Genomic DNA, 23,276 nt, shown 5'->3' with positions numbered 1-23,276 from the left:
TTGATGCTTGTGCAGTAATAGCAAACGCCCGGTGACGCTCTGGTGACAAACCTGTGCTAACTTTGCCACTATACAATTTGTAAAGTTTTACTTGTAAGGTTCTATGCCGTCTTTTTTACACTCATCAAAGAAGATAACCAGAGATTTAACGCCCTCTTCCTTCAACTCACCAATGTTATAAGCGTAAAAGTCAGCACCACCACTTAACCCGACAAACTCACCGCGAAACATCTCTATTTCTAGGTCAAAAGTGACAACAGCCACATAGCCGGCAATTTTTAATGTACTGTTCATCATATCTCAATCCCCAATTAAAACAGCAAGAACCTGGCAAATAATAGAAATAAATTTACCAGATTCCTGATTAAATATTAAATACAAAAACAGCGACAAATAAACATATTATTTAAGTAGCTCTCTTACCTGACCAGCAAATGCCTCACCGCCATCTTTCGCAGTATAACGTACATGCAAAATAATATCGGTCAAATTATCCAGAACATCTCGCTGTATACTATCTGTTGCCGCTGATGGGAAGGTGAGTTTCCAGTCAGAAACCGCCCCGGTTCCTTCAAAAGGTAAATAGCGATCATCACCGAAATTAAGATTAAATGTACCACTATCATTAATCCCTGATGAAAGTGCGATTTGTTGACTCGCTCTCAAATTGGTGACAATTTGCTTATTATCGCCCTCCTTATTTGACAGTAAATATTTCACACCATTAATATCCGGCGTTTTCAACGTATAACTTTTCGTTTGAGTTAAGGTCGCTTTAATATCCTGATAAGGACCAATTAATGTTGGTAGCGTGACTGATACAGAAGTGATTTGGCGTAAATAATGCCCGGCATAATCTTGATCAAATAACTTTTCATTCAATATAAATGTCATTCCTTCACCGGTTTTAAGTTCAGATTGAATCTCTGCCCATTTTTTAGTACCAGATAATAGATTTTTTAACGAGATTGTTTTAGTTAACTCTAAACGACGTTCATTACGATTCAAATAAGCTGACTCCATTTTCAGTAGATTCAATTTAATCTTTTCACCTACCAATAAACCATTATGGTTATCATCCCAACCATTTTGCACAATGAATTGTGTGGCAAAATCCCCCATTTCATATTGCCAGCATGCTTGTGCATTTAAACATAGCGAAAGCACTGCATCGTAAGCCTGACGATATAATGACATCATCTGATCATTCAGCCATTGATAAAGAGAAGATTTCGTTACTCTGGTCACTGTAAGAAACTGATACATATCCTGCTCTTTTTGCAATTGAGCCTGAGATTGTTGTAATGTTGTATTCGCGGCGGAGATTTGCGCCTCTTGTTGTTCAAGCTGTTTTTTTAACATTTCCAGCTCACTTTCCGCCTGTTTATATTGAATCTCCCACTCCTCACGTCGCCGGTTATAACCCGCTTTAACACTCAATGTATCACTCGCCATTTGCATGATTAATGATGCAGTACGTGTAATACCCGCAGAACAAACAAGCGGCATATGCCATCGTTGTCCGCCAAATGACGTTCCCGCAATGCTAGGTATCAACGAGGCGGCACCGGCGGCAGTTAACATTCCTTCCTCAACAGAAGAGATAATTTTTGCCGTACCTTGTAAATTCAGAGCATTGGTTTCATCTGTAGAAATGTTTTCATCATAAAGCGCCTGATAATGATCAATCCGTTGTTGTAATGTCTGCTGACTTTTTAATAATGCCTCTTTCCCTTTTTCAGCAACTGCGACAGCATCTTTCTGTAATGAAATAGCAAAAATAGCTAAATCTTTCAAATGTAATTGATTCAACTCTTCCTGTTCCGCGCAATCTTTACGTTCTTGGGCACTCAAGAGTAAATCACCAAAATGACTTAATGTATCTACTGCATGATAAACACTGGGTAATAATGCCCGGAAACGATAAGGCGGTATATTCAAAATACCCGTACTACCTGCTGCCAATAATGATCCACCATTTGCTAGTAAAGCAAGCAGATTTTTTGGATCAACCGGTGTTGCATATAATGGTAACGACAAAGGTTTACCATCTAAAGTCAAGTTGTGACGCAAATTATAAAATCTGCTGGATAAAATATCCCAATACCACAATAAATCATTGTTCAAAGGCAGTCGGAAAATAGCATTATCCACCGCCGTATGAGCACCGACTTTAGTGGCTGGAAGATCAATTAATATGTCTGGATCAATATTACTCTCAAATTCGCGTAATTTATTATTCTTTGAAGAGGTAATATCTGCCAATTCAACAGGTAGCCAATGACTGACTAAATCAAAATCGGGTCTGTGACCCAGTAATTGTTGTGCTTGAAGATAGCGTAATTTAGCATTATTCAATCCGTCATTGGTCAGAAAGCGATAAAAACTATCACCAAAATCAATTAAGTTCTGCACATACATTTGAAATATGGCTTTCTTATAATGTACCGGATCTGCATAAGCTATCGCATCTGGATCTTGTAATCCTTTTAGTTGTACTGAGCTATCTTGGGAAACCTCTAACAGGCTGCAATTCCAATAGTTTGGGCTACCATTAGCCTTATTTTTTACTCCTGGATTGAAAATATAATGCAACCAGTTTTGAGCATCCTGATATTGTTGTGAAGCATTGAGTTGATACGCAACTAAATAAGGCACATGGAAGAAAAGCTCCCAGAAATAAATACTATTTGCTCCATTAAGCGCTGAATCATTATTTTCATTACTCCCCAGGATAGGCGGTTCATTAATATGTTGAGCCTCCCAACTCAGTACATCAGCAATAGAATGGTTAGCCCGCGCAATAAGCTCCTTGCCAAATAGGGTATTTAATCTAATAGATCGATATTTAAATTGTAATTCAGTAATATCCAGATACTGCGCTTGCGTTTTTTTATCATAGGCCAACAGTAAATTAGGATAAGGCGTTTTATTTAGTTTAACTTCATAATAGTTATAACCTAAGTCCGCATCTTCACCCTCTTTCTTATAACCTAATTTTAAAAATACACTCGAATCCTTACCATTTATTTTATCGAGATCAAGTTCTACAGTAGGAATAATACTCTTTCCATTAAGTAATTGGCGTTCTGAATATAACAGAATATCGCTTCCCCCGTTAATATTCCATAAACAGAAATCAGCCTCCCGATAATCTGACTGATCAATATCTACTTTTGGCGTTCCATCGCCAGAAGCAACAAGCTTACCACCATATTTATTGAGTTCTGAACTAAATGCTTTAGCTTCTTTTAGTCCAAACAGTGGTACTTCCATTTCTTTGGTAAAATGATAGGCGTTACCCTGCTTTTCTCCCCATTCAGAAAAATTAACATTCAGCTCAGGATAACCACTTTGACTGGAATTAAACATAATATAAAAATAGTCACCTGCGGCATAACCATTATCATTAATAGTCACCGAGACAGAAACTGCTATTTTTCCATTATTTTCTTTAGCGCCATCAGCGAGTGAAATATTAACCTTTCCTGCTCCACTAGCTTTACGTTTAAGATCAATATCACATGCTACAGATTTAATAATCTCTTTCCCAATCGACAAACTATTATTACCACGGAGACGTAGTTTTCTACTACCCATTTCAGCAAATAGTGTCATTTTCCCTGTCGCAAGCCCAGGGTAACTTTTTGACTCCAGATAAACAGGCTTATCAACTAATTTATATGCATCCCCAAAATAGGCTGACAACATATTTGATTGTGCAAGATCTTCCGTAGGATTAGATTTAATCTGTTGATAAATATAAATATCTAATGGCTGCTTACCAACCTTAGGCACAGGAACTTCATTAAATAGTAAATTACAAGAGTATGGATGATAATCTTCTTCTGATATATTATTATTTAATTTTTCCGTTTTATAAATAGCAGAAATAACTAATACAGGCTCAGCTCGCAAATCCATTAATGCAATTAGTTCAAAACCACTATTAACTTTAATCTTATCACCAGTAAAAGTGCGTAATTTATTTGGAAGACTCCATTCACCATTAAATTTTCGATATATCAAATTAATACTATAATAATTTTCTTCTTTATTATTAGCTTCATGCGCTAACCAAATGATATGAAGACGACCATCAATAACAATTGGCCGGATCTTAATCACTTCCCCAGTAGCAGGAATGCCAATTTTCTCCCACTCTTTCCAAGCGGTAGGATTAATGATATCTTGCATATTTCGATTAGCCATATTCAGCGATCGCCAGTAATATTGACCTGGCGTAATATTCATTTTACCAATAAAATAATATTCAGCCTGAGCGGGGGCTAATTCTTTAGTCGTATTGATATAGCCACTCATTAACTCTAAGTTACTTATCTCTTCAAATTTATTCAAGTAATTCAATATGGCTTCCTGAACAACCTCGTCACTCAATTTCCCTTTATTTAAATTATCCTCTAACTCCTTAAAATCACTTGTTTTACCTTGACGTAATATAGGGCTAATATAATTCTCTGGATAATTCCATAATTGTTGAAAACCCGCCCAAATATTATATTGGCTTAAAACATTATTCCATTTTTCTACTTTATTTTCATATTGATAATCATACCCGGGTTCCATATTAAGCATAATACCATTAATATATTGCTGAACACTGGAAATCGCTTGAGCAACGACACTGGTATTAACCTGACTAGATACCTGATTATCAATAAGTAAATATTGATACAAATCATCCGGCGTTTTTAAATCAGGTACATTAGCTGTTTTTGAAATATGCCCCAAGTAATAACTCACCAATCCATCACGAACATTCTCAGCTAATTTTTTAGAAACAATATTTTTCATATCCTGAACCTCTATTAAAAATTTGTTATTCCATCATGACAATTATATTTACAGAGTTGCGACTATCGCTGTACCAACCTGTTTATAATCCTCATAAGAGGAATGAGCATTAATATTTATTGTCGCTAACAATGAACGCATGGAAAGTGCCATTTCCTCAGACCAAACTTTAAGTCTCATCATGATATCTATTTCGGCCAACGTTTTTGCTATATTATCTTCTTTGCCAATAATATACGAATTAGCTAATAGCACTTCATCACTCTGCCATGACAATAGTTCAGTTAATATCTTCACTATATTAGCTTTATCGTTATTTTGACCATCCATATTAACTAGCTGTAAATAACGAAATATTTTATCTTCCACGTTATTTAAACAAGCAACTAATTGCATCCAATCCCGATAGCGACTGAAATAATAAATAACCGATAAAGAAAGTTGCGTGCTCTGGCAGCCAAACCATTCAGGATGTTCAGAAAAATGACTTAACATCACAGTACTCAGTTGAAAAGTCTTAATCACTGAAATATATCGCGATAAATCATACATCAGTATCAAATAATCCTGACCGATCATCTCTGGTTGTAAATTTTTCTTATCAAACAGTTCAAATGATTTCAATAAAAAATCGTAGCTACTTGAGCCAATCCAATTTAAAATAAATAAAGGAAACGGTTGTGATAACTGAAATGCATTTACTAACATACTGGCCGATATTGCATTTTGTGCAGATTGAGCTTGAGTAATAATTGCAGACCATTGTTCAGTAATAGATACTTTGACTTTCTCATCAAGTAATATACTTTTTATCGCTTTATTAATTTCATCAGTAATATTAACATCAGGCTTAACTAAACCATATTTTTGATGAGATACTGCATTTAAAACAATTTGACGTGGAGTTAACCAATCAATCAAATCACCATTATTATCTAATGCTGGTACGATATTTGATGATAAACTTTCCAGGGTTAAACTCTCTGAATTACGATGCAATCCAACTTGATTAATAAAAGCCACTTGCGCCGCATTTCCTGTCATAACAACTTCATTAGCTGGTAATAAGAATAGTTGAAGAGTACCAACAGATAATTTATTTATTCTCAACCATTCTGTAGTTTGATCCATTGCAATCATAATATCCAGAATATCTGTTTGCCTATTATTTCCTGATTGCGATAAATAAGGCATACCCGCGACCTGTTTTAATACTTTATTTCCACCTATCAACGTTAAAAGAACTACACCTTCCTGTGGTGTTAACCCCAAAATTCTCGACAGTTGCACAATACGATAAAACGCAGAAACAACAGAAAGTGAACATGTTAAACTCTTTTTATCCATCGATTCAGCAACTAATGGTGCTAATAAAGAAAAATCTTTCGCTTTAATTTTCAATCCAGCACACAACTTACTAATGATAGTATCATCCTGTTTTTTCTCTGAATAAAACTCACAATCATCTATCACCAATGGTGCATCAAATAGCGAAGATAAATTGAATATCTGATCAAAAAAAGGAATCGCTGTACCTATCGAAAAGGGCGTAATTTGATATATCAACGCAGCAAAATCATCAGGTGAAATATGATATTTTTTACTCCAATGATGAAAAACACCTAACATACGTAAGGTATTATCATTCATCTGTAATTGTTTATTTGCATCCCCTTCTGCCCGCATCGTTGCAGTTACCAATAAATCAATTTTATCTACCGGCAATTTAATCCATTTCCACAATCGTATCATGCGATTTAACCTATCAAAGCGTTCATGATTCACACCTGATAATTTATTTACCGCTTGTGGTAAATTACCACTTGAGGCAAACTCACGATACAAATGTAGGAAATCACTCTCTTTTGCATTCGGCCCATTAATAAAAACGGCACCATAACGATAAGGAGCCGCAGGTATACCTAAATTAAGCACATTTTGAGATAGTCTCACATTATTTTGCTCTAATGCAGCCTCTTTATTTGTCGATATTCCTTTTATACATAATAATTGCTCAACCTCCGCGACAGAGAGAGCTGTTTGTGTAATAAAAGTTGATAACAACTCAAGTAGCTCTGCATTATTAACACCGTAATTATCCTGATAGAATTGGCTATTAGAGGGATTCAATGGCTCATTAATTATTTTTTGCTGAGAAATTCCTAACTGATTTGTTAAAGGTGCCACAAATTCTCCATTAGCAGTATTCAGATTGGATTTAAGAAAATAAGGATAACTCTTATCTGTCTGTTGCACCATTTCCAAACAAAAAAGTTTTTTATTATCAAATGTTAGATTAATTTGGTTTTGTGCATAATCATAAGGAAGTTGAAATGGATAACGTACATTAGCCAAAAGATCATAACTGGATAAATTGGTCTTTCCTTGTTGTCTTAGCATAACTTCCAAACGTTGATTTAGCATAGCATTAACCAATGACAGTGTTGAAATCTCTTGATTAATACTCACTTCATCCAGCATTAAATGCGCTAAATCAGAGCGGCGCTCATCTATTTTAATGGCCTCAGCACCCGCATTGTATTCAATATCCATCGCTAATTTATAAATCTCTGCTAAATAAGCAACCGGTGAATTATTTGCTTCCGGTGCGCCATTTGGACAGTATTGCTGCCAATTATCTTGAAATAAGGATTGATATTGGGGACCTTCTTTTAATGAAAGAGAAGAATAACTCCTGGCATATGTATTATGAGTGTAATGCTGCTGGCGAAATTTACGCGCTATTTGTATAGCATAGCTGTTTGCTGTATCATAAATATCTTCTGCCTGATGATTTGAATTATACTTATCTAAAAATAGATTACGGGGTATTCTTATAATATCAAAAATAGATTTACAATCTGATTCAATTATCTTATCGGTAAAGTTATATTTATTACCTAATTTCTTTAGCAACGGGCTGATATCATTATTCATAGGATCGCCTTTATTCATCGGAAATATATAGGATGGATGTTTTTTTCTAAAAAATAATAGATTAGAGAACAGAGATGCAATAAATAATAAGAAATTTATTGCATCATCTGGTGGTTATTAAAAGTCGTTAACTATTAACTGATTTTCGGCTCAAGTGTAATCAAAGCATATCCCGCACGATTGGGTTTATTTTTATGTGTCACTCTGAGTAAAACAATTTCTGAACAAGTAATATCACTTGGTGCAGTATAAGTTGCAGTATACTTTTCGATGTCATTACCAAACTCATCTTTTATAACTTCTGGCTCACCTACCTTAATATTTCCTCTTGCAGGCATAAGGCTCCATTCACTTGGAGAAGTCAAATCATTACCCATAGAAGAGAATTTCGTTACTTCATCGGGTGTTAATAACTCTTTACTATAACTCGGATCAATCTTGAATTCTGCTATAGTACTTTTACTAATAAGCAGAATATTAACTTTATCTAAATCACCATTATCAGCAACAGCCGTCACCGTAACCATATTATATCCGGCCGGAAAAGAGGCTGGAGGCGTATATTTGCCATTCGCATCAACACCACCATAACCAGTACCCGTTTCCACACTCCAATTCACTTTCTTATTGCCATAAACAGTAAAATTGACATTCTTATTAACATCATTTTCATTAATAACAACAAAAGAAGGGCTAATCGATACTGAGGAAGGCAACAGAGTGACAACCGCTGAAGCTTTAGCATTTGTGCTTGAGTCTGTCGCAGTAATTGTCACAATTTGACTATTCCCTTTTATCTTAGTCGGTGCCATGTAATCTCCTGTATTTGCATTAATACTCCCCAATTCTGCTGGAGTAATAGACCAATTTACCGTTGCATTGGTATTAGTTGTAAATTTATGCTTAGTTTTCACTGGCATAGTTAATTGAAGATCATTGATTTTAAAAGCGGTTGATGTTGGAGAAATATCACCAAATAGCACCATATCCCCAGGCACATATACTTTATCAAATTCAAGATAATTGCTTTCAGGGAATAAAAGGTGATTAACGGCAAATAGACTAATGCTATCTAATTCAACCTCTGCAACTTTGGTTAATTTATTTTCAACAACACCTTTAACAATTTCTGCTGTTTTATCAATAAACTCTGATTCAAAATCAGGGCCTATAAGCCCTCCCCAACCAGATGAGCCTTGTTTGTCATATTCGGTTCTCATTCCATAATTTGATTCCAACTCAATTTCATCATTAGAGATAACTTTAGGAGTAATATCAATTGAACCGTCAACATAGAAATCAATTTTTTGTTTAGAATAATGACCACTTATTAGACTATTTTCCAAAACACCGACATTTTGAGTAAAGTGATAGGGCTGGCTATTATTACCTACTCCAGAAAAAATAATTTTTTCTTTTCCAGGTTTAATATACATTCCAGAATAAGGGATTTTTACCTTTTCTGGCCAAATACTAGTGGTACCATTATATTCAACCAATCCTGTCCATACTGTATAATGTCCTCTTTTATATTGTACAGGCTCGTCACTTTCAGAATATCCGTTTGTTATATTCAAATATTTGGCTGAGTCATCTTTCTGGCTATCAATCTTGACCAATTCTAAATTTACACCCGTTGAGCTAGGTAATAAATGTTCATATTGAGGCTTAAGAATATTCTCAAAAAGTATCTTATTACTGATAATTAATACCGCAGATCGATTATCCGGTATCAAATAAGGGAAATTATTTGAGCTAGTCGGTAATACCCCACCGTTAGGATTATAGTTTGTTGCAATAAATAACAACACCGCCCCATGACCATAATTATCAGAACCATATAAATTAGCACCGGGTGCAGGTTGAGTTCTAATCTTAAACATTTTTGGAACCAGTCCAGCCGTATTATCCAGCTTTAAAATACCTAACTCATAAGTTACGTCATTATCTTTGAGCCAATTACGGAAAAACTCCCTGACTTCGGCTGGCGCATCGTCAATAACATTGACTACCCCCAAAGCTCCTGTTTTAAACTCCACGACAACTTTTCCATCATTACCAACAGAACCTGTCGCCGCAATCAAGTCTACGGTTATTGTCATATGGTAATCATTATTCGGCGTAATTCTTTGATAATTCTTTACTCTACCATCATCATAAAGTTCTATTATCGTGCCAGAAATAAAATTTAATTTTACCGTTGCCTGAGAACGTTCAATTGATGAATTTTCAAAGGAAATTAACGGCACTCCCAATATCAAGTTGTCAAATTTTATCTTTTTATTTCCGCTTTCCCAAAAAATAGGTGAAAAATGTGTACCTTCACTCACTTTTCTCACATATTGCTGTTCAAAAAGCATATTTATTTTAGTTCTATCATAGGCAGCAACAATATCCCATCCAAGAGTCTTCGTTTTACCGTTAAAATCATTAATAATGCTATTTTCTGTGATCATATAGTCACCTATTTTAGACGTCATAAAAAATTTGTTATTAGAGGAAGCGTATTAGACAATAGCTGCCGCCATCATATTAATTCAATAATATGAAAGTAATCACTAGAATAATTTATATTTGTGCTCTATTGCCAACTTAGACATAAGTTGAATGAAAAATATATATTATTCAATTTACCCTGATAGATTAATAATCAATTAGGATATATATGATAAGCATAACATATATTAATGAAAATATAATACAGGGAAATATTAACAAAAAACATGTAACGGGTAATATATAATATTAGCCATATAATTAATATTCAAATACAAAAGGCAATAATTACACTGTAAAACATAGATTATAATTTCTGCGAATATCAAGAACCCCTTCTGCGTGACTTATTACGTCTGAGGTTGTTTTGCCAGCAACGAGCAGTAACGTTCGATATCCACATTACCGCCACTGACAATAATCCCTACCCTCTGGCCTCGCAATAGTTCACACATTTTGCGGGCAGCAGCAAAACTCAAGCAGCCAGTCGGTTCGACAACCATTTTCATTCTTTCCGTATAAAAACGCATTGCATCCACCAATTCTTCATCAGAAACAGTGAAAATATCATCAACATTTTTCCGAATAATATCGAAAGTATATTGCCCAAGATGTTGAGTTTGTGCGCCATCAGCAATAGTTTTAGGCGTATCGATGTGAATAATTTTGCCCTGACGAAATGATTGCTGAGCGTCATTACCGGTTTCCGGCTCTACACCATAAATTTTACATCCAGGAGAGAAATGGCGAGCTGCAAGCGCACTTCCTGAAAGCAGCCCTCCTCCACCAAGACAGACAAACAACGCATTCAGTTCACCGACCTCTTCAAACAACTCTTTTGCCGCAGTTCCCTGTCCGGCAATAATATGCGGATGATCATAAGGAGGAATTAAGGTCAATCCCTGCTTTTCTGATAATTCACGGCTAATTTGTTCACGATCGTCCGTATAACGATCATAAAAAACAATTTTACCACCATAACCTCTGGTCGCCGCTACCTTAGCCACTGGCGCATCGAACGGCATGATGATTGTCGCCGAAATATTCAGTATACGAGCCGCCAATGAAATCGCCTGAGCATGATTACCCGATGAATAAGTCACAACCCCATTGCGGCGCTGTTCATCATTAAATTGTGATAACGCATTAAAAGCACCACGAAATTTAAAGGCTCCCATTCGCTGATAATTTTCACATTTAAAAAATAACTTGGCTTCTGTCATTTCATCAGCAGTGCGGGAAGTCAGGACCGGAGTACGGTAAGCACAAACTTCTATTCGCCGGGCAGCAGCAATGACATCATCATAAACAGGAATATTTTTCATAGGAATAACCGCAAGTTATATAAAATATCAGACAAAATATCCACACCAGAAAAATTCGTCAATAGTAAAGGTTGTGACTAAATTGACTTACTACAATACCTATAAACAATACCTATAATTCAGAATCTCTGTACGCTTGATTAATTATCGCTTTTGCCATCCATTTAGTGATCTCAATAATTTCCGCATTATCCATCTGCCAGATATCTTTCATCACCAGAAAGACCTCGGAGCCATAAATTAGGGAAAAAGATCGAATGACATTTTCCAAAGTATCCGGCGGAAAATGCCCTTTTAATGGTTCAACAACCATGGCAAGGATATCTTTACGATGCCCACGTACCAGTTTCTTTTCCTGCTTACCCTCAGATAAACATCCCTGAGCCCATTGTTGCAAGGAAACTAACAGGGCAGCACGCAACGCGCCTTCGTATTGAAACATTCGAGGATAAGCAAAATCCAACAACTCAGCAATCCGCTCCTCGGTCTTTTCACTAGCAGGCTGCCAAGTGAGGATCGGCCCAAGGCTGGCACCAACAATCGCATCAATTAAATCACTTTGTGTCGGAAAATAGCGGTATGCTGTTGCCCTGGAAACACCAGCATGCATTGCCAATTCAGAAACCGAAGGTATCGCTCTCTGTTCAAAAAGCTCCAATGCCGCATTGATTAGCAATGTATAAGTTTTTTTCCGAGTACCAGTAAAATGAGTTTTCGTCTTCGAATCTATCATTGCCATAACTCTTCACCATAAAAATCGCAACATTAACACTTATGGTTAAAATATTTTCGCTATCATCACTCTACTCAACCATCTACAAAACGACCAAATTAATTCATTTTATTTATGTATTAAATGGGATGACAATCTCAATTTGGTAATACTACAGTGATACTTAAGTCTCATCTTGACTATAATCTGTCCATGAATGAGTCGTCAGCACTAGGGAAGTATTCACAATTATACCCTATGGATTTCAAGATGCATCGCGACGGCAAGGGAGCGATCCCCGGGAGCATAGGTAACTATGTGACCGGGATGAACGAGTGCAGCCAACAAAGAGGCAACTTGAAAGATAACGGGTATATAATGAAAAAAAGCCAAGGCTATGTTTATATCGCTACTATTTTTGATACCAAGCGCGCAGAAATTTTCTACGTCAGGGATCTGATCAAAAAAGCGGGCCTTGCCGTTCGAACTGTGGATTTGTCTACTCAATCTGACTCACCGTAAAGAGGTGCGGATATTACACAGTCCAAACAGTAGCAGAGCATCACCCGCAAGGCAAAGAAGCTGTTTTTGTGGTGATCAGGGGAAAGCCGTTTCCGCAATATCAGTCGCCTTCAATCTTTTTTTATCAAAACAAACTGATGTTTTAGCAATTCTAGGTCTGGGAGGCTCCTGCGGGACCGCACTGATTACACCGGTAATTTTACCGTCACAATTCGCAAGTAACATTAATGCGCACCATACTGGAAGAGAACCGACAAATGGAAACCTGGATTGCTGAAAAACTTAATCAGTGCGAAGGAAAAGTAAAATTTATTATTCCAGAAGGTGGTTTTTCCGCTCTGGATATTAAAGATGAGCCGTTCTATAATCATGATAATAATCAATCACTTATCCAAGATTTTGCAGCTACATTGATAGAAACGGAAAATAGACAACTAATTAAAAGCCCTCATCATGTGAATTCACCTGATTTTTGCCAACAAGTGATTAACGAATACCGGCAAATGATGGTTTAGCACCAGCGGTAATACCGTTGCAAAAACAACACTGACACTGAAAGATTATATACAACTAATTAATGACTAGGCAAAAAGTTGCCAAAAGAGGGCATTCTAATGCTATTGTTCTATCAGTGATGAACTTACGACGTGTCTGTCAGGACGTTGTACTAAAATAAATTAAAGCAGTTTATTATTCGTGTTCTAAAGGGAAGCCATAAGAACTTCCTGTTAATAACCCTGCTGTAAGATGTTAGGAGTTAACAAACTAAATTAAAACATAAACATACCGGCTTTGTTTTCTCCCTTTCGGAGCTTATTTCCGTCAACACCAGGCTCCTGCGGCCCCCCACCGCAGGAGTTTTTTTATGAATAAACAGGCAATAGGTTAAAATTTGATAAGATATGAGCAGCAGCATTTAGTACGCCAAACAGCAAAATTAAGCCGATCATCACATTGCCTCCCCACACTCGATACATAGGGCTACCAAATCGTTTACGGGATGCTCTGGCAAGTAATGCGGGAACGATAGCAGCCCAAACGGTTGCAGCAAGGCCAGCAAAACCAATCGCATAAATAAAACCATTCGGATAAATCATTCCACCAACCATTGGCGGAAGAAATGTCACTAATACCGTTTTAAAGCGCCCTAGCTTGGTATCGTCAAACTTAAGCAGATCAGCTAGGTAATCAAACAACCCAAGCGTGACACCAAGGAATGAGCTGGCAACCGCAAAGTTAGAAAAGAGAGTCAATAATAAGCCCAGAGCAGAACTGTTCAATCCTCCACTTAATGATTGAACTAAAACATCAATATTGCCCCCCTTTGCTATGATTTCGGCAAAATCAAGCCGGGAAATATTTCCCATTGTTCCAATCAACCAGATCAAATAAAGCACCAAGGCCATTGATGTCCCAATAAACAGGCATCTCTTTATTTTTTCTGGCTCTTTTCCATAATACTTCATCAGGCTAGGAACATTGCCATGATATCCAAAGGAGGCCAGACAGAAAGGTAAAGTCATTAATACATAAGGCCAGTAAGTCGGATTTACTTCAATTGTATTAAATAATACCGCCGGTTTAACGTTATAAACCAAACCGCCAAACGTCATAAAGAAAGTTAATACCTTAGCACCAAGAATAATCGATGTTATCCGACTGACAGTTTTAGTACTTAACCAGACAATAAATGCAACAACAAGGGAAAATAAAAAACCAGCAAGCCCAGGTGAAAAATCTATCGATACTTCTCGCATAGCATGTTGAATAATCGATCCGCTCGCGGAAATATAAGCGTAAGTCAGTATATATAAAACAAAAGCAAGGGTAATACCATTAATGATATTCCAACCATTGCCTAATAGATCTTTTGTTATAGTACTGAAACTTGAGCCAATTCGATAATTAAGATTGGCTTCCAATATCATTAATCCTGAGTGCAACATGCAAAACCAGGTAAAAATCAAAGTGGCAATTGACCAGTAAAACCATGCTCCTGACATGACAACCGGTAAAGAAAACATGCCCGCACCAATAATCGTTCCACCAATGATCATGGCGCCGCCAAATAGAGATGGAGACGATTTTTTTATCGGCAAAGTAGCCATATATGTTACCCTAGCGTGGCTTTATATGATAGGAAGTATAATGGAGGATGCCCTTAAACAAGAAGCATCCCGATTTTTATTATTTAATTGGTTTTAATCTTGCAACGAAATGCCGTAATACGGATGGCTCATAAGTAAACGTTAATCCTTTAATCTGAGGAATTCGCTCCTTCAAGGAAATAAAAGCTTCTACAACATAATCCATATGATCATTAGTATAGACGCGACGAGGAATCGTTAATCGCAAAAGTTCCATTGGTGATGGTTTCTGTTTTCCAGTTGTTGGATCACGACCCAATAACAAAGAACCAATTTCCACACTTCTTATTCCCGCCTCCAGATATAATTCATTATTCAGTGCATGAGCTGGGAATTGTTCCCCTGGAATATGCGGTAATAATAATTTAGCATCAACAAATACAGCATGACCACCGGTTGGATATTGAATAGGAATACCTGCATCTCTTAATCTATTACCTAAATAAGCCACCTGATTAATACGATATGCCAGATAATCCTCATTCATCCCCTCTTCAAGACCAATTACTAATGCCTCCATATCGCGTCCGGCGAGACCGCCATAAGTCACAAATCCTTCCATTGGCACACAGCGGGTACGCACTTCATTAAAGAGATCTTCATCATCACGAACACAACAAAGACCACCAATATTAACCAAGGGGTCTTTTTTAGCTGACATTGTTAACATATCGCCATATTGATACATCTCCTTGACGATCTGTTTAACGGATTTATTTTCATAGCCCTTTTCTCTTTGTTTAATAAACCAGGCATTTTCACAGAAACGGGCTGAATCAATTACCACAGGAATATCATGTTGCTTTGCAATCTCATATACGGCTTTCATATTAGCCATAGAGATTGGCTGACCACCAGAGCTATTACAGGTAACGGTTGTAATAATCGCGACAACATTATCAACGCCATGTTCTGCTATCGTTTTTTTCAATTCATCAATATCAAAATCACCTTTCCAATCATAATAGGTGGTGGTATCAAAGGCTTTTGGTGTAACAACATTAATCGCTTTCGCGCCATTTAATTCCACATGAGCCGCAGTCGTATCAAAATGGAAATTAGAAATAAAGACCGGATGCGTTGCACCACCTTGTGCTTTTTTACGGGCAATTAATGTCGGAAATAAAATCTGCTCTGCTCCACGCCCTTGATGGGTTGGAATAGTATATTGATAACCAATCAGTTCATTAACTTTATCACATAGACGATAATAGTTACGGGAACCTGCATAAGCCTCATCCCCCATCATCATCCCCGCCCACTGGCGATCGCTCATTGCTCCGGTACCAGAATCTGTCAGCAAATCAATATAAACCACATCACTGGGCAATAGGAATGGATTATATCCGGCTTCTTCCAATGCTTTTTCACGTTCGGCACGAGTAGTCATGCGAATATTTTCTACCATTTTAATACGGAAAGGTTCTGGAATACGTTTCATATATATATTTATCCAATAGTTGGCTATATTGCATTATTCAAGCAAATTTCCAAAAACAGACAGAAATACGCCAAAATAAATGTAATGATTAAAATATTTAATTTTAAATATAACCAAAACAACTAATCAGGGATAAAATGAGAAATACGGTGATCGACATTAAACCATGCTTGCATATTACAAGAACAAATAAAATAATAACGTAAAAATATATAAATCATAAAATGAATTTATTCCCTGATTAAAATCAGCCATTAAGATATAGATAATATTTAAATTATCCGTGACCAATTCCACAAAAATAGAAAACATCAGAAATATAATTTTCTATATAGATTCAACTTAATGAATCAGATAAATCAATAAGAAAAACAGATAATAAATTGATTTTAATAAATATATACCTTATGGATTTCAAGATGCATCGCGACGGCAAGGGAGTGAATCCCCGGGAGCATAGATAACTATGTGACCGGGGTGAGCGGGGTGAGCGAGTGCAGCCAACAAAGAGGCAACTTGAAAGATGACGGGTATAACAATACAATTAACCATATCAAATAAATATCCCCGCCGCAAGCAGCGGGGTATTAAAATATGAAATCACCCGCTTCGCATCGTTCAGTTTTTATTTATTCGTCGCAAGCGACGGGGAATTCAACCCTGAGAGATTAAATAAATTACTAACACAGAAAACTACCCCATAAGGGCTTAAAAGAACAAGTTAAATAACATAAAAATTAATAGAATTATTTACCAGATTTTTACGGGAATAAAAAATAGCTTTATTAGACTAAGAGCCTATCCCAATAGGCTCTTAGTCAATTAACATGAAAAATATAAACCTTGATAGCTAAAATATACCTCACAATTTACTCTATTTTTAAATCATATACCCTATGGATATAAATCACTTTATAAAATCCCGCCCTTTATTAAAGGGCGGAAAATAGGAAAAAAAGAGGCAGAATTCTGCATAACGCAATAATGTTAAACAATAGTATTACACAATAATTATACTAACTGAATATTAATAGAATTCCATTTTCGATTAGCTATTTTTTTCAGATCCAATAGACATTGGATAATTAGAAGCTAAATGATTAGGCGCTTGAGAACCGATAATACATGTTGCAGTATGAGATGAAAAAATAACACATTTTGCCGCACATATAGGAAAGTGCGGGTACAATATACAAGCATGGATAGATGTAGAAAAAGCAGAAAAGAAAGTCAATGTTAAAAGGGCCAAAATTAACTGGTGTTGTAGCCTATTTATCATCATATCACCTCGTTGAATGGTATATTTTCATTTCCCTATATTCGATTCCTTTAAATTAATTATAGAACAAAATTTAACCACAAAAATTTTTCTATCACTTCGTTGATAAATCGTTTAAGTTATTATAAAAAATTGAATGATCAAATTTGTCCCCCATAATCCAACAAAATTATTCATCAATATCAAACCATAAATAATATTTAAATAAAACCCTATAATGATTCATTAAGTATGCTTATTATATAGATATCTATAATTGACCAATTTGATATCCTATAAGCCTCAATAATACATTAAAAAATTATGTAAAATATTTTTAACACTGGAATTTGAATTTTTTATCAATTCAAATACTCATTTAAATATCTTAAGTATTTACGACTAAATGTATTTACTTACCTATTGGTTTACACTCCCTGGCAAAAAATGTACCGGCAGTATCGTAATGGCAAAACCAACCTGATGTTCATCTTGTCTCTGTTAACGGATAAATAAACCATGTACAATACCTGAATATTTCCTGAGTACGCCGCCATCTCAAGAAACAATTTAATTTACCTTTTTCAATAAGCAGGTTTTTCAAATGCATCAAACTGATGTTACTGAGCGCTCGCTCTTTTCGCTAAGCTGGCCGATTTTTATTGATATTCTTCTCCATCTGGCCACTTTATTAATTAATACTTATATGGTGAGCCATGTTTCTACTTCTTATCTGGCTGCTATGGCTGTAGGTAATCAGGTATTTGATCTGTTTATCACTATCTTCAACTTTATCAGTGTTGGTTGCAGTGTCGTTATTGCTCAATATATTGGTGCAGGCAAACGGGATAAAGCCAGCCAGGCGATCCATATTTCTATTGCATTCAACTTTTTGCTTGGGTTTAGCTGTGCGCTGATTACTATCTTCTTCGGCTATAAGCTCTTATCTATCATGAATATGCCGGAACATCTGATGGAAGATGGTTTTAACTATCTGCACATTCTGGGTATCTGTCTTATCCCCGAAGCTATTTCGATTATTCTGGCTGCTTGTTTGCGGGTTTATGGGAAATCAAAACCGGCAATGTATGTTACTTTGATTGCTAACTTGCTGACAGTGCTAGGTAATATGATCGTCCTGTATGGTTTCTTCGGATTACCTAAATATGGTCTGGAAGGTGTCGCCTGGTCTACAGTCTTTGGCCGGATTGTTGCCGTGATCCTATTATTCTGTCTGCTCAGTTATGGCCTGCGGATCAAATTTACGCTGGCAGGTTTCCTACGCTGGTCACAGGGTATGTTGGGCAAAATCTTATATATCGGTTTACCCGCTGCGGGTGAAAACGTAGTGTGGATACTGCAATATATGGCGGCCATAGCATTCATTGGACTGATGGGTGAAATTCCACTGGCAGCACAAACACTCTATTTCCAGCTATCACTGTTTGTGATGTTATTTGGCATTGCCACCAGCATTGGTAACGAAATTATGGTTGGCCATTTGGTCGGTGCGAAGCGGTTTGAAGATGCTTATATTCGTGGCATTAATAGTCTGAAAATCGGCTGTATCGTCACTATTGGCGTGGTCACTGCTTTCTGGCTGCTCAGAATGCCGATTCTGCATTTTCTGACGCAAGATGAAGCCATTATCAAACTGTTGTTACCACTATTCTTGCTATCCGTTTTTCTGGAGCCAATCCGTACCGCAAATATTGTTATGGTGAACGCATTGCGTGCTTCCGGTGATGCTCGTTTCCCACTTTATGCAGCCATATTCTTTATGTGGTGTATTGCTATTCCAGTGGGGTACTTTTTAGGGATCAAAATGGAAATGGGCATTTTAGGTATCTGGATCGGTTTCTTCTGTGACGAATGGTTGCGTGGACTCACTAATATCTGGCGTTGGAAATCTAAAAAATGGCAAACTAAGCGACTCGATATTTGAATGATTAAAATAATTGTTCAACCAGTCGCCTTAACGTAGTTTCTTCCCGTTAAACTCCCACAACAAGAGGTACCCAATAGGTGCCTCTTGTTAATTTAAAGTCATAAATAAGCACTATCGCCAACGTCCAAAATAGTCAGTCATTAAAGAAAACCAATTCTCAGAGGTTTCTCAGAAGCTGACTGGTACTATTATTGAATAATAACCTCAGGTTAATAAGCGAAATTCTACATGCTAAATGTTGCGATCAATATCATTGTAAATATACAACCATATAGAATCACCGATAAAATTATATTATAAATTATTTTTACCAACAATAAACCATTTTATAAAAACCGCCTATGCAACATGCATATATACAATATAAAAAATAATTCCACAGAATGAATAGTATGTAATTACATATTAATCATCGTTACTATTTTAAACTCTCGGTAATTATATTTCCATTATAACTAAAATTAACCAATCTAATAAACTCAATCATTAATTACGTTTATTTTATATAAATCAGAATATATTATAATAATTACCTAAAAAAACAGATTTATATTATTCTAAATAATTAAAATATTAGATAAATAACACGAAATTTTCCCTATCAACATTAGCGGAATTCATTTCCGACATTCTCTATTCACCTCCCCCTAAATTAACTCTTCTTAAGTAAACATAAGATTAATTGGCTGAACAAAGTTATCCAAATTGTTATATTTAGCTAATAACCTTATTGAGAAATTTTTTCTTTTCACTATTATGAATTAATGAATGGTTATTAAGCTCATTAAATTAACCCCTCTATTCCTGGGCATATTTATTGTGTTACAACTTGTAATTTCATTAATCACAAATGTAATTAATTTTCAAATAATTAATTAGGATCATTTAGGTGCGTTCAATGACAAGTAAGGAAACATTTGAGATATTTCCCTCTGTGGATATTGTTGACGGAATAGCAATGACATCGAATTCCGCAATTCGATTAACCCGAGGTGAAAGCCCAACATTACGGAGACCTTTAGGTACCCCGGCAGAAGTAGCACTAGCCTGGCAAAATGCCGGGGCAAAATGGATTCATGTTGTTGATCTTGATGCTGCGTCAGGGCGTGGCTCAAACAGCCATCTTATTGCCGATGTCCTGGCTGCGGTCGATATTAACGTACAAGTCTGTGGCGGAATCAGAGATGAAACCATCTTGCGCAAAGTATTAGCAACTGGATGCCAGCGAGTTAATTTGGGGACCGCAGCATTAGAAAATCCAGATTGGTGTGCCCGAGCCATTGCAGAATATGGCGATAAGATCGCCATTGCTCTGGATGTAAAAAGCACATCGGAAGGTTATCAACTGGCAACACATGGATGGAATGTCAGCAAAGGTAATCTCTGGGATCTCCTTGAGCGCCTCGACAAACAGGGTTGTCAGCGCTACGTCGTAACCGATGTTGAACGGGGGGGCATGATGAGTTCGCCAAATTTCACGCTATTACAGGAAGTCTGCACGAAAACGTCATCACCCGTTATTGCCGGCGGTGGAGTATCAAGCCTGGATGATCTCCGCGCGTTAGCAGATCTGTCCACTATCGGTGTTGAAGGTGCCATTCTTGGTCAAGCGCTACATATTGGTAAGGTTCCTCTCGAAGATGCCCTTGCTGCAACGCAATCATCGAGACGCTAGATATGCCTGAATATTTATCTCCTGCTTTGGATCTTTGCTCTATTGGTTTACTGGGCGAATTGCGTGGCGTACCTGAAACACGCTATTTAACGAAAGAAGTGATGGCGTTGCCTGGCTTACTCACAGAGAAGCCAGCATTCGTCGGTTCCCGCGGTATCGCCTATTACGAACAAAAACCGTGTCATGAGCTACTGATGACGGCGAAATATTACACAGAATACATCTCTCAACTTGAGTGTAGCGATAAGCTGTGTACTGCCCCATCAAAATATATATTGGCCGATCATAGTTTGGCAAAATTGCTCAGAATTGTTGATAGCTTATTAAGTTCTCCACAGACGGTTAACGAAGATATTGTGCCATTCATCGATGGGATCAAAGAGTGTGCAAAAATCGTCAGTTCAACGCTGATGGGCACACCATTTACTTTTTCACCCTCGCCAATCCATGACCTGAAATTGCCGTTGGCTACGGAACACACCGTGCCCAGACCATTTATTGAAGGAGATAATCATCTGTTAACTTTGGCCGCAGCCCAAATTGACAGATGCTCCAACTCCTCTGTCGTTGGCATCATGTTAGGAGGATCAGCGGCAGCCGCAGTCACAGCCGCAGCATGGAATAGTGAGCTCAATTTAGTGAAAGTTTCACGTTACGATGATACGTCTTGCAAGAGCAATCATCTCTGGGGGCGCAAAATTCCATCAGGGCGAACCGTGACAATTATTGATGATAATTGCGGAACAGGCGACACCTTACGTCAGGCAATCGATCTGGTCATGGCCCAAACCGGACAACGTCCAAAGGCCCGAGCCGTCGAACTACATTGGGAAAAATTATTACGTACTCGCGTTTATGGGCATGCTGATCGTGTATTCAACCCTGAAACTTTAGATGTCTTGACGCCTTGGTGTTTCAGACATCATAAGGTCCTGAATCGCTTAATTGATCAGCCTTTCTCTGATGATAAATATGCTCATACGACCACAGCGGATTGGGTTGCCTATTCATATAGTTTATTGTCCGTCCTTCATGACACCCTGACAGACTCAACATGGGCAGCCAAATTATTGCGTTTTTTATTAAATCTAAAAGCACAAACACCGCTGAATTATGAACAGCCAATTGATGCATTTAAGGCCCTGGCATATCAATGTCCTGAATGTTCAGCTCGAAAAAGTTAGTTTGGAAAAAGGGGATTAACTGATTATGACAACAGCACATATTATTTGGGATTGGAATGGCACATTACTTAATGATGTCAATGTTTCATTGAGTGCAACCAATTTCGCATTGGCGGAAATTGGTATTGAACCACTGACGTTGGAACAATATCGGGAATATTATTGTGTTCCAGTACAAACTTTCTATAAACAAGTGATTGGCCGTGAACCTTCATCTTCTGAATGGTCAGTGATCGGAAAAACATTTAATTTTCACTATCGGCCAGGTATTCAGAAAGCCAGTTTAACGGAAGGTGTGAGTCAGCTCCTCGCTTCCCGCTATGAGACAGGTGCAACTCAGTCATTATGTTCACTGATGGAGCATAATGAATTGGTCCCTATGCTTGATAATCATGGTATTGGTAAATTCTTTACCCAAATAGATGGTAGAAATACGCCATTATTGATAACCGGCAAATCAGAGCAGTTAGCTAACCATCTCAAAAAACTCAATGTTTCTCCTGAGCAAAGTGTGGTTATTGGAGACGCTACCGATGACGCAATCGCCGCATTAGCAACAGGAACTCATGCCATTCTTTATACCGGCGGAACCCACAGTCGTGTCAGTCTTGAAACTGCCGGTGTTCCCATTGTTGATACATTAAGAGAAGCCCTATTAATAGCGGATTCTTTGGTCCGTCAACAGTAATAAAGAAGCTGTTCAACATAATCCGATAAGATAAAGGATAATTTATAACGGTGTACGAATAGATATTTAGCACATTAGTTTTAAAAGAACAGCTTAGTATTTAAAAACAGATTATTCATTTAAAAAAT

Annotated in this window: 13 protein-coding genes and 1 pseudogene; 5 read left to right on the top strand and 9 right to left on the bottom strand. The window is 37.0% G+C overall.

Going from position 1 to position 23,276, the window contains the following annotated elements:
- Positions 1 to 87: 87 nt before the first annotated feature.
- From ACGF5R_RS11625 to ACGF5R_RS11600, 6 genes are all read right to left on the bottom strand, one after another.
- A complete protein-coding gene (locus ACGF5R_RS11625; protein ID WP_387690941.1) occupies positions 88 to 297 on the bottom strand; it encodes a type II toxin-antitoxin system HicB family antitoxin in 210 nt (69 codons plus the stop codon).
- 105 nt (positions 298 to 402) lie between these two features.
- Positions 403 to 4,815: a neuraminidase-like domain-containing protein gene (locus ACGF5R_RS11620; protein WP_387690939.1), complete on the bottom strand. Its 4,413-nt coding sequence runs from the start codon at positions 4,813 to 4,815 to the stop codon at positions 403 to 405.
- A 48-nt stretch (positions 4,816 to 4,863) separates the two neighbouring features.
- Positions 4,864 to 7,752, bottom strand: coding sequence for a Tc toxin subunit A (locus tag ACGF5R_RS11615; RefSeq protein ID WP_387690937.1), 2,889 nt, complete (start codon positions 7,750 to 7,752; stop codon positions 4,864 to 4,866).
- A gap of 134 nt (positions 7,753 to 7,886) precedes the next feature.
- Positions 7,887 to 10,208, bottom strand: coding sequence for a hypothetical protein (locus ACGF5R_RS11610; RefSeq protein WP_112877062.1), 2,322 nt, complete (start codon positions 10,206 to 10,208; stop codon positions 7,887 to 7,889).
- 390 nt (positions 10,209 to 10,598) lie between these two features.
- Entirely contained in the window at positions 10,599 to 11,573 is a 975-nt protein-coding gene (locus ACGF5R_RS11605) for a threo-3-hydroxy-L-aspartate ammonia-lyase (protein WP_112877063.1), read from the bottom strand.
- 112 nt (positions 11,574 to 11,685) lie between these two features.
- Positions 11,686 to 12,312, bottom strand: coding sequence for a TetR/AcrR family transcriptional regulator (locus ACGF5R_RS11600; protein WP_112877064.1), 627 nt, complete (start codon positions 12,310 to 12,312; stop codon positions 11,686 to 11,688).
- A 351-nt stretch (positions 12,313 to 12,663) separates the two neighbouring features.
- Here ACGF5R_RS11600 and ACGF5R_RS11595 point away from each other — a divergent pair.
- Positions 12,664 to 13,322: pseudogene (locus ACGF5R_RS11595) on the top strand (Tm-1-like ATP-binding domain-containing protein).
- A 348-nt stretch (positions 13,323 to 13,670) separates the two neighbouring features.
- Here ACGF5R_RS11595 and mtr read toward each other — a convergent pair.
- The 3 genes from mtr to tnaC form a co-directional block, all read right to left on the bottom strand.
- The gene (mtr, locus tag ACGF5R_RS11590; RefSeq protein WP_387690935.1) at positions 13,671 to 14,915 is read right to left on the bottom strand and encodes a tryptophan permease; all 1,245 of its coding nucleotides are present in this window, start codon (positions 14,913 to 14,915) and stop codon (positions 13,671 to 13,673) included.
- Positions 14,916 to 14,994: 79 nt separating this feature from the next.
- Entirely contained in the window at positions 14,995 to 16,395 is a 1,401-nt protein-coding gene (tnaA, locus tag ACGF5R_RS11585) for a tryptophanase (protein WP_112877066.1), read from the bottom strand.
- A gap of 122 nt (positions 16,396 to 16,517) precedes the next feature.
- Positions 16,518 to 16,616: a tryptophanase leader peptide gene (gene tnaC, locus ACGF5R_RS11580; RefSeq protein WP_112877067.1), complete on the bottom strand. Its 99-nt coding sequence runs from the start codon at positions 16,614 to 16,616 to the stop codon at positions 16,518 to 16,520.
- A 1,641-nt stretch (positions 16,617 to 18,257) separates the two neighbouring features.
- Between tnaC and ACGF5R_RS11575 the strand changes: the two genes are divergently transcribed.
- The 4 genes from ACGF5R_RS11575 to ACGF5R_RS11560 all read left to right on the top strand — a co-directional run bounded on the left by ACGF5R_RS11575 (position 18,258) and on the right by ACGF5R_RS11560 (position 23,148).
- Positions 18,258 to 19,598, top strand: coding sequence for an MATE family efflux transporter (locus tag ACGF5R_RS11575; RefSeq protein WP_112877068.1), 1,341 nt, complete (start codon positions 18,258 to 18,260; stop codon positions 19,596 to 19,598).
- Between the two features lie 901 nt (positions 19,599 to 20,499).
- Complete coding sequence (locus ACGF5R_RS11570; protein WP_387690933.1) at positions 20,500 to 21,276, top strand: HisA/HisF-related TIM barrel protein; 777 nt, start codon at positions 20,500 to 20,502, stop codon at positions 21,274 to 21,276.
- Positions 21,277 to 21,278: 2 nt separating this feature from the next.
- On the top strand, positions 21,279 to 22,460 hold the full coding sequence (locus ACGF5R_RS11565) for a phosphoribosyltransferase (RefSeq protein ID WP_387690931.1): 1,182 nt from the start codon (positions 21,279 to 21,281) through the stop codon (positions 22,458 to 22,460).
- A 25-nt stretch (positions 22,461 to 22,485) separates the two neighbouring features.
- Positions 22,486 to 23,148 (top strand): HAD family hydrolase, encoded by a 663-nt coding sequence (locus ACGF5R_RS11560; protein ID WP_387690929.1) that lies wholly within the window; start codon positions 22,486 to 22,488, stop codon positions 23,146 to 23,148.
- Positions 23,149 to 23,276: the final 128 nt, after the last annotated feature.

It is taken from the genome of Photorhabdus sp. RM71S (genome assembly GCF_042879355.1).
GTDB lineage: Bacteria > Pseudomonadota > Gammaproteobacteria > Enterobacterales > Enterobacteriaceae > Photorhabdus > Photorhabdus kayaii.
Note: the sequence above shows the minus strand (reverse complement) of the source record. Positions and strands in the feature narration are given on the sequence as shown.

Coding starts and splice junctions, on each gene's coding strand:
- mtr (WP_387690935.1), bottom strand. CDS start 14,915: ATGGCTACTTTGCCGATAAAAAAATCGTCTCCATCTCTATTTGGCGGC.
- ACGF5R_RS11565 (WP_387690931.1), top strand. CDS start 21,279: ATGCCTGAATATTTATCTCCTGCTTTGGATCTTTGCTCTATTGGTTTA.
- tnaC (WP_112877067.1), bottom strand. CDS start 16,616: ATGATTTATATATTTTTACGTTATTATTTTATTTGTTCTTGTAATATG.
- ACGF5R_RS11620 (WP_387690939.1), bottom strand. CDS start 4,815: ATGAAAAATATTGTTTCTAAAAAATTAGCTGAGAATGTTCGTGATGGA.
- ACGF5R_RS11605 (WP_112877063.1), bottom strand. CDS start 11,573: ATGAAAAATATTCCTGTTTATGATGATGTCATTGCTGCTGCCCGGCGA.
- ACGF5R_RS11600 (WP_112877064.1), bottom strand. CDS start 12,312: ATGGCAATGATAGATTCGAAGACGAAAACTCATTTTACTGGTACTCGG.
- ACGF5R_RS11615 (WP_387690937.1), bottom strand. CDS start 7,752: ATGAATAATGATATCAGCCCGTTGCTAAAGAAATTAGGTAATAAATAT.
- ACGF5R_RS11610 (WP_112877062.1), bottom strand. CDS start 10,208: ATGATCACAGAAAATAGCATTATTAATGATTTTAACGGTAAAACGAAG.
- tnaA (WP_112877066.1), bottom strand. CDS start 16,395: ATGAAACGTATTCCAGAACCTTTCCGTATTAAAATGGTAGAAAATATT.
- ACGF5R_RS11625 (WP_387690941.1), bottom strand. CDS start 297: ATGATGAACAGTACATTAAAAATTGCCGGCTATGTGGCTGTTGTCACT.
- ACGF5R_RS11570 (WP_387690933.1), top strand. CDS start 20,500: ATGACAAGTAAGGAAACATTTGAGATATTTCCCTCTGTGGATATTGTT.
- ACGF5R_RS11560 (WP_387690929.1), top strand. CDS start 22,486: ATGACAACAGCACATATTATTTGGGATTGGAATGGCACATTACTTAAT.
- ACGF5R_RS11575 (WP_112877068.1), top strand. CDS start 18,258: ATGCATCAAACTGATGTTACTGAGCGCTCGCTCTTTTCGCTAAGCTGG.